The sequence below is a fragment of the Lacipirellula limnantheis genome, assembly GCF_007746075.1.
GTDB lineage: Bacteria > Planctomycetota > Planctomycetia > Pirellulales > Lacipirellulaceae > Lacipirellula > Lacipirellula limnantheis.
In genome coordinates, this window is sequence record NZ_CP036339.1 from 3,899,497 (window position 1) to 3,914,899 (window position 15,403).

The 15,403-nt window shown below is 64.9% G+C and carries 10 protein-coding genes; 5 read left to right on the top strand and 5 right to left on the bottom strand.

Features of this window, described 5'->3' with window-relative positions; all coding sequences use genetic code 11:
* Positions 1-36: 36 nt before the first annotated feature.
* The 5 genes from I41_RS14985 to I41_RS15005 form a co-directional block, all read right to left on the bottom strand.
* Positions 37-3,924: a hypothetical protein gene (locus tag I41_RS14985; RefSeq protein ID WP_145433659.1), complete on the bottom strand. Its 3,888-nt coding sequence runs from the start codon at positions 3,922-3,924 to the stop codon at positions 37-39.
* 242 nt (positions 3,925-4,166) lie between these two features.
* The gene (locus I41_RS14990) at positions 4,167-5,444 is read right to left on the bottom strand and encodes a sulfatase-like hydrolase/transferase (RefSeq protein WP_145433661.1); all 1,278 of its coding nucleotides are present in this window, start codon (positions 5,442-5,444) and stop codon (positions 4,167-4,169) included.
* A gap of 18 nt (positions 5,445-5,462) precedes the next feature.
* Positions 5,463-6,248 (bottom strand): WecB/TagA/CpsF family glycosyltransferase, encoded by a 786-nt coding sequence (locus I41_RS14995; RefSeq protein ID WP_145433663.1) that lies wholly within the window; start codon positions 6,246-6,248, stop codon positions 5,463-5,465.
* Positions 6,249-6,283: 35 nt separating this feature from the next.
* Positions 6,284-7,690, bottom strand: a complete 1,407-nt coding sequence (locus I41_RS15000) for an O-antigen ligase family protein (protein ID WP_145433665.1) — start codon at positions 7,688-7,690, stop codon at positions 6,284-6,286.
* Between the two features lie 54 nt (positions 7,691-7,744).
* Positions 7,745-9,568 carry a GumC family protein gene (locus I41_RS15005; protein WP_145433667.1) on the bottom strand — a complete coding sequence of 608 codons (1,824 nt, stop codon included), beginning with the start codon at positions 9,566-9,568 and terminating at the stop codon, positions 7,745-7,747.
* Positions 9,569-9,867: 299 nt separating this feature from the next.
* Here I41_RS15005 and I41_RS15010 point away from each other — a divergent pair, with 299 nt between their 5' ends.
* The 5 genes from I41_RS15010 (at position 9,868) to I41_RS15030 (ending at position 15,403) form a co-directional block, all read left to right on the top strand.
* Complete coding sequence (locus I41_RS15010; protein ID WP_168206924.1) at positions 9,868-10,980, top strand: GNAT family N-acetyltransferase; 1,113 nt, start codon at positions 9,868-9,870, stop codon at positions 10,978-10,980.
* Positions 10,981-11,030: 50 nt separating this feature from the next.
* Positions 11,031-11,903, top strand: coding sequence for a polysaccharide deacetylase family protein (locus tag I41_RS15015; protein ID WP_145433672.1), 873 nt, complete (start codon positions 11,031-11,033; stop codon positions 11,901-11,903).
* Positions 11,900-13,459 carry a lipopolysaccharide biosynthesis protein gene (locus I41_RS15020; protein ID WP_168206925.1) on the top strand — a complete coding sequence of 520 codons (1,560 nt, stop codon included), beginning with the start codon at positions 11,900-11,902 and terminating at the stop codon, positions 13,457-13,459. Before I41_RS15015 ends, I41_RS15020 begins: the two co-directional genes overlap by 4 nt.
* Before the next feature lie 31 nt (positions 13,460-13,490).
* Positions 13,491-14,711, top strand: coding sequence for a glycosyltransferase (locus I41_RS15025; RefSeq protein WP_145433676.1), 1,221 nt, complete (start codon positions 13,491-13,493; stop codon positions 14,709-14,711).
* Between the two features lie 89 nt (positions 14,712-14,800).
* Positions 14,801-15,403: a lysophospholipid acyltransferase family protein gene (locus I41_RS15030; protein ID WP_145433678.1), complete on the top strand. Its 603-nt coding sequence runs from the start codon at positions 14,801-14,803 to the stop codon at positions 15,401-15,403.

Below are 15,403 nucleotides of genomic sequence, written 5' to 3' on the forward strand. Positions count from 1 at the left end.
CCCGAGAACTCGCAGCGGGGCGACGTTTAGTGCACGCTAGCGCAAGATGCGCGGCACCATGCCGCGGAGGCGGTCGCTGATACCCTGCTCGTCGGCTTGCGTCGCCTTGGGAGCCGTCGTCGCATCGGCGGGCTTGGAAGCAATGCTTGCCACCGGGGCCTGCTCGACAAACAACCGCGGCCAGTAACCGTCGATCAGCCGCTGGCAGTCCATGAGCTGCCCTTCTTCCAGCGCGGTTTTCGCCGCGTAGAGTCGCTTGGAGATCTGATACCGCTGTTCTTTGGAGAACCGCAGATCAAACATCCGCACGTCGTCGATCCAAGCTTCGCCCTGACCGACGAGGTGGAATTGAATCCGCATTTGTCCGCTGCTCGCCAGCGGGAGATCATCGACGGCAAACTCGTAGTCGCTCCACGCCGCGCCGACCGGTCGTTCGGCGCCGATGGCGACGTAATGCTGACGCGTGACGCCGCCAGACTGATACTCAAACCACGCATAAAGTTGTGAACCGGGCTGCAAGCCGTCGCCGCGGATGCGCGCCCGGACGGTGACCTGTCCGGTGGAAGGGATCGGAAAGAGGTGGCTTTGGACGGCGACGCCGAGCGCGTCTTCGCTCTTCAAATGGAGCGATCGCCCGGTGACCGGCGCTGTTTCCGCGGCCAGTTCCACAACGCCGGCGGCGCCAATCCGCGGCTGCCAGCCGAGCATTTGGCCCGCATCGCCGACGAGTTCGAAGTCGGGGTTCTGCAGTTCGCTGTAGGGACGTTCGACTTCCAGGTTTGCCATCCGTTGTTCGTAGGCCGCAACCTGCCGGGCAAGCGCCGCTTTGGCCTCGGGACCGAGTTGGGGCGTCCACACGCCGACCTTGACGTTTCGCGATGAGAACTTGCGCCCCTGGATCCCGAATGGGGGCAGCGTCGCCGCCCACTTCTTCGGCCCCTCGGGAAGCGTGCCGCTCAGCGAGGGGTCGGCCGACGCCTGGGCGGCGTCGACGCCCTGCTCGATGCCGAGCTTACGCCAGACGATGGCTCCGTCGGCCGCCAGCGGAATATCCATCGTGACAGCCCACGGCGATTCGTTGATCAGACAAATCGTGGTCGACTCGGCTTCGCGATAGATGCGCATCGTGATCGGTTGGCGACGCTCAGTGCGAACATCGCCGGCGGCAGCCGGGATCTGCTGAAAGACGCGCAATGCTTCGGCGTGGGCCCGATTATCCAGCAGAGGGCAAGTCTCGCTGCCTGCAGCCACCATGGCGAAATCGCGCGATGTGAGGGCTGCGGCCAACCCGCGCAACGCCTCATCGCCCGTCGGCGTTGACGGCGCTGCCAGCGAGAGCCGCGTTTGCTCGGCGCCGAAAGGACTCTGAGCGTCGAACGACGGCAAGCGGAGACGCAATGGCACATCGTACAGCGCTTCGCCGCTCGAAAAGCGGGAAGCGAAGAGTTGATCGAGTTCCGACGATTGGTTGATGCGCACGTCGGCGGCCGAGGCGTCGACCGATTCCTCGGCGCCGAGTCGGCGCGGCCGTAGCACGGAAATCCCGGGGCTCGCGGCTAGCTGCGCCAGATCGAGTCCCGTCTCCGCGATGACTTCGTCGACCGACGCGCGTCCCGCAACAGCGAGTCGCAGGCGCTGGGAGGTCCCTGCGCCGGCAAAAAGGTCTTCCGTACAGAGAACGAGTCGCGCGTCGGGTCGGCGACTCGCGAGTTGCTGAGCGATCGAACGGTAGAAGGTCGTCGTTTGTTCGGTCCGCCATGTCTTCCAGGCGGGAAGACCTTGTCCCAGTAGAATGTCGGCGCGACGGCGAAAACGGTCGGCGCCGCCCGTCGGCAGCATGAGCTTCGACTGCGACGCGAACATGCCGGCGGTTTGATCGTCGAGCCCCCACTCCAGCCCGGGCAGCACGCCGAACCCGGCGCCGTGAAGCTGAAACGCTAGCCCGCCCCATGCGGGGTGGGCGTCGTAACGTTCGGCCAGACGCTCGGCGATCATCGCTAACTCGCGCTGCACGCCGGCGTGAAGCAAGTTGTAGTGAGGCGCGGTCGCCGACTCGGATGGATGATGCGCGCGCCAGGGGCGGCCGTCGACGCCCAGCCAGCTGATCTCAAGGTTGTCGTCGCCGGCGGCGGCAAGGGCCTCCAATCCAGGGAGCGGAGCGGCGAGCTCCACGGCGGGAACGAGCGTGAGGCCTTCGCGGTCGAACACGCGCAGCAGCACTTCCAAAATGTCTTTGCGGATGGGGTCTTCCCCAGTCGAGCCGAGCGGCCCGGAGTCGAAGCGCGGCGAGTCGCCCAGTCCAGCGACGGGCGCCAACGAAGCGCCGTCGGCCGCGACGGCGAGGATCGCCCCGTTGTAGCCAGAGGCGTGCAGCTGCTGCGCAAGTCGATTGGCGGCAGTGAGGAAGGCGTGCCAGCCGGCGATGCTCACGCCGCCCTCTTCGTCGAAATCGCTTGAGCCGCCGAAGGAATCGGCAAACTTCGGTGCGGCGATATAAGCGGCTGCGAGCCGCGACTGGGTCGTTGAGGCGGGAGGCTCGGCCGGCGCGGGCGCCGTCTCGCGACGCCGCAGGCGAATCTTCCCGTAAAGCGCGCCGCGCTCATGGGAACGATTGGCGATGATGACCGCGGGCGATTTCGTCCGCGGCCAGAAGACCAAGCGGTGGACCTCGACGCCGTGGGGGCTTGCGGCGGTTTCTACTGAGCGGTCGTCGCTGAAGACTCCCCAGTCGCGTCCGAACGTCTGGACTCGACCGGCGGCGTCGGGCTCGACGATGCTGACCGCCAGATGTTGCCGAAGGGCGCGGGGGACTTCGACTTCGACGGCGTGAGGTTCGCCCACGTCGCGGACGGGCAAAAGGTAGGCCTGCCAAGCCAAATCTTCGCCGGGCGACGTCGGCGGGAGTTCGACCAATCCGTTGCCGGCCGCCGAGATCAGCGGCTTGACATTGCCGAGCGGCCGCGGCGTGGTGAACCCGGGAAGTTTCTCCATCTGCGTCCATTGCGGCACGCGTTGCCACCAGGAGGAACTGGTCGCGTCGATCGTGGCCACCGTTTCCCAGTTGCTCGTCAAGCGGGGCAAGCGCGTCGCCGGGTCGACCACCACGAACCCGATGTTGCGTCCTGCTAGCTCGGAACCCTTGTCCCATGGCGCCAGTCGACTGGCAAAGCCTTCCGGACGGCGCACCAGCGCGATGCGCAGCCGGTAGGAGCCTTCGTCCTGCGGAACGGCGAGCTCCAGGGGGAGCGACGCATTTGATTTGGGGTCGTAGGTCGCGGTCGTCTGCCACAAAACGGTGGATGAGTTGTGGCGATACAGTTTGGCTTCCAGCGTCGCGGGCGACGCGAGGTCGTCTTGCAATTGGGGTTCGACCGCAAGCTTGAAGGATTCTTGGGGCGCGAACACCAGGTGCTCGCGCTCCAAACGAACGCGGAGCTGATCTCCGGGCGTCCGTTGGACGATGAGGAAGCCGCCAAGTTCGTCGAGCGGAGCACGTTGCGTTTGCTTGGCCAGCGCGCCGACGGTGAATTCGATCGGTTTGGCCGGCGCGTCGGGAGCGGGTCGGAGGTCGACGGTGAGCGTTGCCGATTCGTCGGCGCGAATCGTCACGTCGAAGCCGTCGAAGGCGCGTCGCACCAGCGGGGTGACGCGCACTTGTCGCTCGGCAAGGCTCAACGCCGCCGCTTCATCGGCTTCGACGCCGAGAGGCTGCAGATCGGCGAGGTCGCCTGCGGAAAGCAGAACCGAACCGGTCCACTTCTGCGCCGCCGAGCTGCTGTTGCCCCAGGCGAAGCGACAGCGCGCTTCCACGATTTCGGCCAGCGCGCACGGCGAGCCGGCGACGAACGTCGCCGCCGTCGCCATCAAGGCGATGAGGGGCGCGTACGCGCGGAGCGCCGTTATCGGACGTCCTTGTCCGAGCATCGCGTGACCATCCTGGCTGCGCGCATTGGCTGCGTGAAGGAGAGACAAGCCTGTCGACCGCTCGCTGCGCCGCCGACAGACGCGGGGCGGAGTGTAGGAAGCAGCGCCGCGCCGCACTAGGTCACTTATCGGTTGCAAGTCGCCTGAAAATCTTGACTTGCGCTGATTTTGCCCGGCAGTGATAGCACCGCCCGGCGGCCGCGCGCGGACGTGCTTGCTGATCAAAGACGGGTCGCAGTGCGTCAATCGCGGAAAGCGACGTCGACGTTGACGATAGCGTGACTGTCCGTGGAGCCGCCGGACCGGCGAAACTCAGCACCTACAGCCTCCAGTTCAGCCGCCACTTCGGGAAGGAGATTGGCGATTTCGTTGGCTTCCCACCGGTCGTCGGGCTTCGCGTAAAGCTCGACGCGTCCCGGAGTCGCTTCATGGTCCGTTTCCATCCCAGACCGTCGGAACAACCAGGACGCCGTACGCACCGCCAACTCCCCAGCCCCCCCCGTCGATAGCGCATGCACGCGACCGCCGGCAAAACTAAATTCGCCGCCCGCGGCGACGTCGTGCGCGCACGACTGCTCAGCGACGCCGAACCAACGCGAAAGGATGCGCCCGATCTCGTCGGGCTGCATGAGGTTGCTCGACCTCGGCGGCGGGGCCTGGGTGCTGTGGGGAAAACGAACCAGCAGCGGCACATGCGTCACTTCTCCGTAGAGCTCGCGCACTTCGCTGCCGACGGCGCCATGTTCGCCCAGGGCGAAACCGCGGCAGCCGACGAGCATCACCAGCGTCGAGTCCGCCAGCACGGCGTTTTCCAGCGTCGCCAGCAGCATGCCGACGGACTCATCAAGCACAACTGTCTGCGCCGCGTAGGCGGCGCGGTGGAGCAACAACTCGTCATGGTCATCCGTCTCGAGGCGCACCGGCGGCATGACGAACTGGAGCGCTGGCGGATCCTCATCGTCGAGGAGCGACTGCCGGAGCTCAGTCGGCGCGTCCCACGCGCCGTGATAGCCGCGCGCGTGAATCCACAGCAACCTGGGCGGACTCTCAGCGGCCTTCTCAGTGCCGGCGTCGCTCCAGCGTTCAATCTGGTCGGCGGCAATCGCGAAGAGTTGCGCGAGCTGCGTGTCGGCAATGGCGCCAGCCGTTTCAGGCTGAGGGAATTCGACGCTGCGAACGTCGCTCACGCCGAGTTTTTCGGCCGCTTCCGCGAGCCGAGGGTCGTCCGTGGTCAGCGCACCGTGGACGGCGCCGTCGACCAACAGTCGCAGCAGGCCAGTTCCGGCGGGGTATTCGGCGAGTGAGCGCTCGACGCCGTCGCGCGGCGTTTCGACTCCCAGCCAGGCCGCGCGGTAAAAACCAGCGACGTGCGGCGAGTCGGCGATCATCCAGTCGAAAACGACCGCCTCGCTCGCCAAACGATCGAGCGCCGGCGTCGCATGCCAGGTGTTGCCGTACGCGCCGAGTGCGGAGGCGCGCAGGCCGTCGACGGCGATGACAATGGCGTTGCGGTGGGGCATGCCGCCAGTGTAGCAAACTTAGCTGCGAGCGGTCTCGCGACCGCGCCAATCTTGCCACACGAGTTGCGGGAAAATCCAGGCGTCGCGCAGGTAGCGCTTGGCGAGGCGTCCCGGTTCGGTGGCCAGGCGGTGAAACCACTCGAGTCCGCAGCGACGCATCCAACGGGGCGCACGGCTCTTCTCGCCCGCCAGGAAGTCGATCGTTGCGCCGACGCACAATGCCACCTTGGCTTGAATCTGGTCGGCGTGGTCGTGAATCCAAAGCTCTTGCTTGGGGGCCCCGAGTCCGAGCAGCACGAGGTCGGGTTGGACGGCGGCGATGGCGCTGTAAATTCGCTGGTTTTCCGCGACGCTCGTCTCGAAGCCGAGCGGCGGCGAGAGAACGCCGACGACTTCGACCTGGGGCCAGCGACGCTCGATGTTGGCGGCGGCCCGCTCGGCGACGCCGGGCGCCGCGCCGAGCAGAAAGACGCGCAGGGACTGGCCGTCGGCAGTGGCGCGTTTCAGGAGGGCGGGCGCCAAGTCGCTCCCGGCGACGCGTTCCGGCAGGCGGCGACCAAGCAGCCGCGACGCCCAGACCACCGGCGCCCCGTCGGCCAATACCAACGCCGCACCGGCGTAGGCGTCGCGCAGCGCGGGATTCGTTTGAAACATGACGGTATGGTCGACGTTGGGCGTGACGACGTACAGGCAGCGCCGTTCGCGCGGCGCGCGGCACCACTCCAGAATGGCGGTGACGCTCTCCTGCATATTGAGTGAATCAATCGACATGCCAAACAAGGCGATTTGCGGGCGGGCATTCATGGCGTGTCTCGAGGAATCTTGGCGACTTGATGCGATTAAGTGGCGGCGACGCGAGCTGTCGTGGGCCAGTCGTTCGACAGCGACGCGGCGCCGAGACGAGCATGCGATGCCGCACGTCGTGCCAGCAGCGCCGCGGAAACGCCAGCGGTCAGAAAGAGGGGCCAGTGCTCGGTCGGCAGCAGCGTCAGGTCGTGGAACAGCGCGGAGGACAGGTAGTTAATGAGCACCGCCAGTTGAAACAGGCCGTGAGATCGTTCCCATGTCGGCAGATCGTCGGCCTGGTAAAGTTGCCAGGCGGAACGGGTCCAGGCAACCAGCAAGGCGAGGAACAGCGAGATGCCGACGATCCCGGTCTCGACCATGATGCTGAGCAGCGTGTTGTGATGGTCGAGGTTGCGGAGCGATTCCAGCTCTAGCTGTTGGCTGCGATCGGAGAGATAGGGCATCTTCAGGTCGTAATAACGACCGAAGCCGCAACCGAGCAGCGGCGCGTCGCGCCACATGCGCATCGAGACGTACACGAACGACGCGCGTTGATATACCGAGTGCTCCGCCGATCCATCAGTGTCCTTACGGCCAAGGTTGGTCACTTTCTCGCCGAAGGCGACGGTCCCCACCGCGCCGCCGAGGAGCAGCAGAATGATCAGCGCGGCTCGCCATTGCGGCAGCTGAATCAAGGGGATGACTGCTAGTCCAGCGGCGAGACCGATCCATGTCGAGCGCGTGTAGGTGAAGTAAATGCCGCCGACGATGGCGATCAGGAGCGCGCCGACGGCGGCCTGTTGAATTCGGGACAGACGCGGCCACAGCATCCAACCAGCCCAGAAGCAAACCGTGAGCATCACGCCCAAACTGGCTGAATTGAGCGATGGCCCGCGAGCGCGACCGAAGTGCGTGCCGAGCAGCGGATTGGAGATATAGCGAGGGAAGACTGCCCACCACTGCTTGCTGATTTCAGCAAAGGCGGTGAACGCCAAGAAGCCGCCCAGGGCGGCGAGAATCCAGAGCATGCCGCGCCATTGTCGCTCGCCATCTGGGGACGACCGAGCGGCAAGATAGAGTGCTGCGGGAATCCAGAAGGCCGCGATGAGTCGCCACCACGGCTTGACGGTCGAACCGTCCGCCGGCGGCGTCGGCGTGATCGCGCAGCGGAGCGTGAAGTAACCGATCGCGGCAAGCAGCAGCCAGTCGGCAGCTGAAACATGACGCAGCGCAAGTTCGCCCTGCCGCCACTTCCACACGAACGCAGCGCCGAAGCCGAGCAACAGCACCCGATCGATGGTCAGCGGAATCGGACCGATGTGCGCCGTCCACAGCGGCGGCGCCAGGACATAGCCGAGGGCGATGAACGCGGCGCACCCCACCCAGAGCGAGCCCCATCGCGCGTACGCCGTCCACCCGAGCAGGCCCACGACAGCGAGGATGGCGAGGACGATTTCCATGAGAACGGCAGGCGACGTGGATGCTTACGACGAAGAAGTTTGGCCGACGGCAATTCAACTGGCGGACTGCTTGGCAGCCAGGATCGCCTCCTGCAGCGAGATGGGGGCCGTCGCCGTTGCGAATCCGACCGGCGGCAAACTGCCGGCGGTCGTGGGCAAAGCGCCTGGCGGAATCGGCAGCGATGGCTTACGCTGGCCGACCGTCGAAGTGCTCGCCGCCGCGTCGACCGCGCCAACGGCGACGGCCGGGCGGTTTCCAACGGCCATGAGGCTCTTCGATGCGGCAGCCAGTCCGGCCGACGCGGCTTCAGCGCGTCGTTCGATGGTCGGACGGACTTCGACGTCCCACGTTTGTGCGGTTGTCGACGCAGCGGCCAGCTGCTCAGTCGGCCCCGCACCACTGCGCTCGGCGACTGGCGCCGGCGCGAAGCGCCGCTTCGCGGGCTCGAGCTTGGAAAACTCTGGCTTGCGCGTCATCTGCACGTCGCCGGGCGACGCTGCGGGGCGGACGCCGATCACGTCTTGGCGAGCGCCCGCGACGGGAGCGCCCACGCTGAAGAAGATCAGACCGACGCCCAGCATGAAGCCGGCCACGGCGCCGGCAGCAGTGATCAACGTTCGGCCCGGGCCCACCGGATATGGGCCGGTCTCGGGCTGACCGATTTTGGTGACCAGGCTCGCTCCCTGCGCCGCCGCCTCGGCGGCCTTGGCGGTGCTGAGATTCTGTCGAGCCTGGTTCAGCGAGGCCCGACTGTTTTCCACCGCGGCCACGCGGTTGGCGTATTCGGCACGCTGCTGGGCGAGGTTCGCCAATCGCGATTGCAGGTTGTTCAGGCGCGCTTCGGTCGCCTCGACGCGCTGCGCGGCTAGCTGTTGCTCTACCTGCGCGCCCTGAATGGCTGCGTCTAGCTCGCGGTGAAGATCGTTGCGAATTTGCTTTTCGCTTTCGACCGCCGCCTTCACTTGCGGGTGCTCGGCCGAACGTGTCCCTTCCAGGCGAGCCGTGCTGATCTGCGACTTGATCAGGCCATCTTTCAACTGCCGCAAGGCGGGCTGGGACGTGAGGAGGCTGTTCGGCGTGGCAATCAACTGCTGAGCGTCTTGCTGCGAGGCTTGCAGCAGCTTCAGGAGCTCGCCAGATTCGCGAACCTGGGTTTGAAACTTGCGCAGATCGGCTTCCAGCTGAACGACCTCGGTCCGAAGATCGCTCTGGCCGCTGGAAGAGGTATGGAGCATGCGCAGCTCGCCGAGGTCGGGGCCGACTTCCTTCTCCAGCGCGGCGAGCTTCGCCGTTTGTTCGGCGTTCATGTCGGCGGCGAGATTCACCTGTTGCTGCAGTTCGGCGACCAGACTCTGAGCCCGTTCCGTGCGCAGCTCTTTGAGAGCCGCGTCGAGCTGGCGGCAGAGCTCGCCGACCAGTTCGATGGCACGCTCGCGGTTGGGGTCCTTGACGTAGAAATAAAAGACTTCGGTCTTGCCGAATTCGCCGCCATGGGGCGGGAGCATCTTCAGCCGCTCGCGGAACTTTTCAATCGCTTCAGCGTCGGGCTCGCTGGCGACGCCGTTCAACTTCTGATCGACCGCCTTGAGGGTCCCCACGACGACTTGCTTGCTCTTGGCAACCTCAAGGATGGTTTCCTGGAGCGTACGCATCTCGTAGAGGTCGGCGAATTTGCCGGGAGTCGGCCCCTTGGCGCCGGCGGTTTCCTGGCGGACGACCAGTCCCTGCGACGCCTCCCAGTACCGCGGCGTGATGAGCGAATACGCCGCCGCCAGCAATCCGCCGACGATGGCTGGCACGATCAGCAACTTGCGCTTCTGCAGTAGCAGCTGCACCAGTTCATGCGGCGTGAGCGACGGAAAGGGAGCAGAATTCATTGCGGCGTTCTCAAGCAACCGCGGGAGGGAGACGTGGAGTAACGTCCGCGCAAAGCCCCCCTCCCGATACTGGAACGTAGCTCATGAGTGCCCGCGACCGACTCGGCGACGGCCGCTGGCGGCCGATTGAACCGGCTGATTCGGACCAGACGCTACAGCCGTTATTTCGCGCCTCGACGAGGGCGGAATGCGAAGGCTGACCTATCTTTGCGCTGATCATCGAACCGCTGAACGCTGAGGAGGCGTGGCCCGTTCGGCCCACCATCCCAAATCATCGACTGCAAAACCGGTTGGCTCCTGTGCGCGTCCATTGCATCGACAACCTGAATGACCTCGAACCGTTTCGGGATGCATGGGAGCGGCTTGCCGGCGGCGTGGTCTTCCGTCGCTGGACCTGGTTCGCGACGTGGTGGCGACACTACGGCCAAGGACGCCCCGAACGGACGCTCCACGTCTTGATTGCTGCCAACGACGACGCGACGCCGGACACGGTGCAAGCCATTTTGCCCGCCTACTTCGAGTCGACCTGGACGCAAGGCCGCGTCTTGCGACTGGCGGGGGACGGAGAAGTCTGCAGCGACCATCTTGGCCTGCTGGCTGATCCTGCAACTCAGGCCGAATCGGCCGCAGCGATGGCACGCGAGATTAGCTCCGACCCGCAATGGGACCTGCTGGAATTCACCGCAATCGACGAAGGCGACGTCGCCACGCAGCGGCTGCTCGACGACTTGGCCGAGTGCGACTGCATGGTCAGTCGCACGCCGACCGACCGCTGCTGGGCCATCGATCTGCCCGCAACGTGGGAGGAGTTCCTCGCGCTGCAATCGAAATCGCACCGCAAGCAGCTCCGTCAGCTAGAACGCCGCGTCGTTGAAACGCCGCGCGCGTCTTGGCAGGTCGTGACATCCGGCACGGACTTCGGCGATGCGTGGTCGACGCTGGTCGATCTGCATCAGCGACGGCGTGCGGCGCTCGGCGAGCCAGGTTGCTTTGCCTCGCGCGCGTGGGCGGCGTTTCACTGGGACGTCGCTCAGCAATTGCTCGCGGAAGGCAATCTCCGGCTTGCGACGCTATGGCTCGACGGCAGCCCGATCGCCGCGGAATACCAGTTCGCCGGCTCCGATACGATCTGGGCTTACCAGGGGGGCATCGATCCAACCCGCCTCGCGGACGAACCAGGACAATTGGCGAACCTGCGGTCGATTCAGCGGGCGATCGAGGAAGGGCGCCGCCGCTTCGACTTCCTCCGCGGCGATGAACCGTACAAGGCGCATTGGCGTGCGACGCCGACGCAGGCCTATTTGCTGTCCGCCGTGCCGAACAGACTTTGGCCGCGACTTCGTCGCGGCGCATACAGCGGCGCGAAGAGTTTTCATCATGCGACCCGCCAAGTCGCCGGATTTTTTAGTTAGTCGCCAATCGCTGTGGTAGTTCGCCCCACCAAACGCCCGAAGTGCTGAGCATGCTTGCCGAAGCCTGCAAAGAACCGCTGCTGGGAATGTATTACCTCGCGACGCTGCCGTTGCGACGCCGCCGCGCTGCGCAGTTGGTAGCCGCCGGGCAGGCGCCCGTCATGGCGCTCTACTACCATCGCGTGGCGGACGAGTACCCCAACAGCTGGACGATTTCGACGGAGCGGTTCAAGGAAGAGATCCTCTGGCTGCGCGAGCGTTTCGAAATCGTCACGCTGCTCGAGGCCCAACAACGGATGGCGGCGCCGGTCAACCGCGCGGCTGCGGTCTGCATTACGTTTGACGACGGCTACGCCGATAATTGCCGCGATGCGCTCCCTTGGCTGCTCGACGAGAAGATTCCGTTTACCTACTTCGTCGCCTCGGGAAACGTGCTCGAAGGGCGGCCGTTCATCCACGACGTCCGCCAGGGGCGTCCGCTCGAACCGAACACGCGCGAACAGATTCGCTGTCTGGCGGAAGCTGGCGTTGAAATCGGGGCCCACACGCGTAATCACATTAATCTCGGGCCGATCAGCTCACAAGAAATTCTCGACAGCGAAATCTTCGGATCCAAGCGAGACCTTGAGTCGATCACCGGGCGGACGGTCCGTTACTTTGCGTTTCCGTACGGTCTCCATGCAAACCTGTCGCAGGCCGCCTTTCAAACGGCGTTCCGCGCCGGGTACTGGGGGGTCTGCTCCGCCTATGGCGGTTACAACCTGCCGGGCGACGATCCGTTCCACATTCATCGCATCCACGGCGACCCGAGTTGGGCGCGCTTCTGCAATTGGATGACGGGCGACCCGCGCAAGTTTCGCCGCATTCCCCAATTCGACGCGGGCGACTTCCGCGCCGCCGCCGCCTTGAATCCTGACTGTTGAGAGTAGCACCCATCGCCGCCGCCGCCGCCATCCCGAAGCAACCCGAAGCGCGTCGCAGCCTGAAGGCCGACACGCTCGCCGCCAGCGTGATAATTCTGCTGACGGTCACGGTCGTGCAGCGCACGGTCGGTTTCGGCCGCGGCATCTTGTTTTGCCGCTGGCTGAGCCCTGAATCGCTGGGCGAGTGGGAAATGGTCTACAGCTTCTTGATGCTGGCGGCTCCGCTGGCGGTGCTGGGGGTGCCAGGTTCGTTCGGCCGGTATGCCGAGCATTATCGGCAACGCGGCCATTTGCGCACCTTCCTGAATCGGACCACCATTTGGACGGCGGTGTGCGGGCTCATCTCGGTTGCCGTCATTGAAGGGCTGGCGCCGCAGTTATCGGATTTGATGTTCGGCGACGCAAAGTATGCCGACGTCATGCGCAACGTCGGCTTCTGCCTGCTCACAATTATTGTGCAGCACACGCTGACCGCGCTGCTCACGGCCCTGCGTCTGTACCGCATTGTCTCGGCGATGCAGTTCGCTCAAAGCATCCTCTTCGCGATCATTTCGCTGGGTCTCATGTGGCGCTGGCCGACGATGAACAGCATCCTGTTCGGCTATGCGATCGCCTGCCTCGCGTCGTCGGCCGGCGCGATCGTTTGGGCGTGGCCGGCGTTCCGAGATCTGGACCGCCCGGAAGACGATCTGGTGCACCGCGAATTCTGGGGCAAGCTCCTACGATTTGCGTTCTTCGTCTGGGTGACGAACTTGCTGACGCATCTCTTTGCCATCGTCGATCGCTACATGATCGTCCACTACGCCAATTTGAGCCCGACCGAAGCGTTGCAACAGGTCGGACATTACCACAGCAGCCGCATCATTCCGTTGCTGATGGTCTCGGTGGCCGACCTGCTGAGCGGGCTGGTGATGCCCCACCTCACGCACGACTGGGAGGCCGGGCGGCCGGAAAACGTTTCCAAGCGACTCAACTTGACGATTAAACTCTCGGCCATTTGCATGATGGCGTTCGGAGTCGCCGTGCTCGCGTCGGCGCCGTTGTTGTTCCACACCATTTTGCAGGGCAAGTACGACGACGGTCTGCATGTGCTGCCGTGGACGATGGCGGGTTGCGTGTGGTACGGAATTTACGTCGTCGCGCAGAATTATCTGTGGTGCGCCGAGAAGGCGAAGCTGTCGACCGCACCGCTGATGATCGGGCTGCTGGTGAACGTCGTCCTGAACTTCATTTTGTTGCCCACCCAAGGGCTGCACGGAGCGGTCCTCGCCACGGCCATCTCGACCTGTATTTGCTTGCTGGTCGTGCTGTGGCTCAATCAACTGCACGGCATGCAGGTCGACCGCGGGGCATGGCTGCTGGCCCTCGCGCCGACTGCCTTGGGTTTCGGACTCTGGCCGTCGGTCGTTACGACGCTCGCCGTGTTGGTCGCCAGCCTCGCCACCCCGTGGCTGCTGACGGAGCTGGAACAGCGCGAGCTAAAGCACTTTGCCGTTGAGTCGCTGACCAAGTTCCTGCCGGCGCTGCGTCGCGAGCGAGCCCCGGCGGCGAGTTAGCATTCACTTCATCTTTCAATCGACCGCTACTATGGAAGCTGAACAATCTTCCCGACCCCTGCGCGTCCTGTTTCTGCTGACCAGCATGCCGGTCGGCGGGGCCGAGACCCTGTTGGTGAACCTCGTGCGACGTCTCGACCGTCGCCGCTTTGCACCCGAGATCGTCTGCTTGAAGGAACCCGGCCCACTCGGCGACATGCTGAGCGCGGAAGTGCCGGTTCATAGCAACCTGCTCGCGTGCAAATATGACCTACGCATCTTGCCGCGGCTTATGCGGCTCATGCGTCGCCCGCGCGTTGACGCGGTGATCACCGTCGGCGCGGGCGACAAGATGTTTTGGGGCCGCATCGCCGCTCATCTGGCCGGCGTGCCGGTCGTGGCGTCCGCGCTTCACAGCACCGGGTGGCCCGACGGCGTCGGGCGGCTGAATCGGCTGCTCACTTGCTGGACCGACGCCTTTATCGGCGTGGCCGACGCGCACGCAGCACACCTGGTGAGCAACGAGGGGTTTCCGGCTGCGAAAGTCAACACGATTTACAACGGCGTCGATTGCGATCGCTTTGTTCCCCAAGACGCGAGCGAAGTCCGCCGTGAACTTGGCATCGCCGTTGGCGCGCCGGTGGTAGGAATTCTCGCGGCCCTCCGACCGGAAAAGAACCACGAGCTATTTCTTGCCGGCGCTAAAAGCATTCGCGAGGCGGTCCCGGAGGCTGAATTCGTCGTCATCGGCGATGGTCCGCAGCGCGCCGAGCTGGAGGGCCTCGCCGCCGAGTTGGGCCTTGCCAACGCCGTTCACTTCGTCGGCTCGCGCAGCGACGTTCCGGCCCTGCTCGCGGCGTGCGACGTCGTCGCGCTGACGTCGCACAACGAAGCCTCTCCCGTGTCGATCCTCGAAGCACTCGCTTGCGGCGTTCCAGTCGTGGCGTCCGACGTCGGCTCGGTGCGAGAGACGGTCGTCGACGGCGAAACTGGCCGCCTCTTCCCAGCCGGGGATCAAGCGGCATTTGTCGATGCAACGGTCGCCCTGCTCCAGTCGCCGGCCGAACGGCGGCGCCTCGGCGCCGAGGGACGCCGCCGCGTCGTCACCCGCTGGTCGCTGGATGCCATGGTGCGCGGTTACGAGCAGCTGATCGAGCGGATCTACGCGAAGAAAATGGCTCCTGTGGCGCAGGGCGACCCGTCGCCCACGCCGCCCGCGACATCCGCCGTCGACGGCTATTTCGCCCGTCGCAACGCGAAGGGAACGATGTGACGCAGCTTGATCGTCGGCGATGCCAGCGTGCATTCCGCTCGCCCGCCGTCGCCAGTACCATACAGCTTTCCTAAACTCGCTCGCTTGGCATGGTCACCGAAACCCTCCTCACCTGGATTGCCCGCGCTATCAGCGGCGCCAGCGTGCGCTGGGTGGAATCCCAACCTGATACATGCCAACGAGTTTACTTCGCCAATCACACCAGTCATCTCGACGTCATCCTGGTATGGTCGGCTCTGCCAACGCAAGTGCGGCGTCTGACGCGGCCCGTGGCCGCGAAAGACTACTGGTCGCGCGGTTGGCTGAAGCCGCGATTGGCCAAAAGCTTCAACGCCATGTTGATCGACCGGACGGAGATCAAAGTCCACCAGAGTCCGGTCGATCTCATGGTGCGCGAAATTGGCCGGACGCATTCCATCATTATGTTTCCCGAAGGGGGCCGCTCGAGCGGCGAGTCGGTGGGCGAGTTCAAAAGCGGCCTCTACTATCTCGCCAAGAAGCGGCCGGATCTCGAATTGATTCCGGTCTACATCAACAACATGAATCGTATTCTGCCGCGCGGCGAATTTCTGCCGGTGCCGCTGCTGTCGTCGGTGACGTTCGGTCCGCCGTTGTGGCTGGAGGCCAATGAGCCGAAACCCGATTTCCTGGCCCGTGCCCGCGAAGCGGTCCTCCGCCTGAAGGAGGTCTGA

Bases quoted from the DNA above. Each gene is read 5' to 3' on its own strand.
- I41_RS14985 (WP_145433659.1), bottom strand. From the start codon at position 3,924: ATGCTCGGACAAGGACGTCCGATAACGGCGCTCCGCGCGTACGCGCCC.
- I41_RS14990 (WP_145433661.1), bottom strand. From the start codon at position 5,444: ATGCCCCACCGCAACGCCATTGTCATCGCCGTCGACGGCCTGCGCGCC.
- I41_RS14995 (WP_145433663.1), bottom strand. From the start codon at position 6,248: ATGAATGCCCGCCCGCAAATCGCCTTGTTTGGCATGTCGATTGATTCA.
- I41_RS15000 (WP_145433665.1), bottom strand. From the start codon at position 7,690: ATGGAAATCGTCCTCGCCATCCTCGCTGTCGTGGGCCTGCTCGGGTGG.
- I41_RS15005 (WP_145433667.1), bottom strand. From the start codon at position 9,568: ATGAATTCTGCTCCCTTTCCGTCGCTCACGCCGCATGAACTGGTGCAG.
- I41_RS15015 (WP_145433672.1), top strand. From the start codon at position 11,031: ATGCTTGCCGAAGCCTGCAAAGAACCGCTGCTGGGAATGTATTACCTC.
- I41_RS15025 (WP_145433676.1), top strand. From the start codon at position 13,491: ATGGAAGCTGAACAATCTTCCCGACCCCTGCGCGTCCTGTTTCTGCTG.
- I41_RS15030 (WP_145433678.1), top strand. From the start codon at position 14,801: ATGGTCACCGAAACCCTCCTCACCTGGATTGCCCGCGCTATCAGCGGC.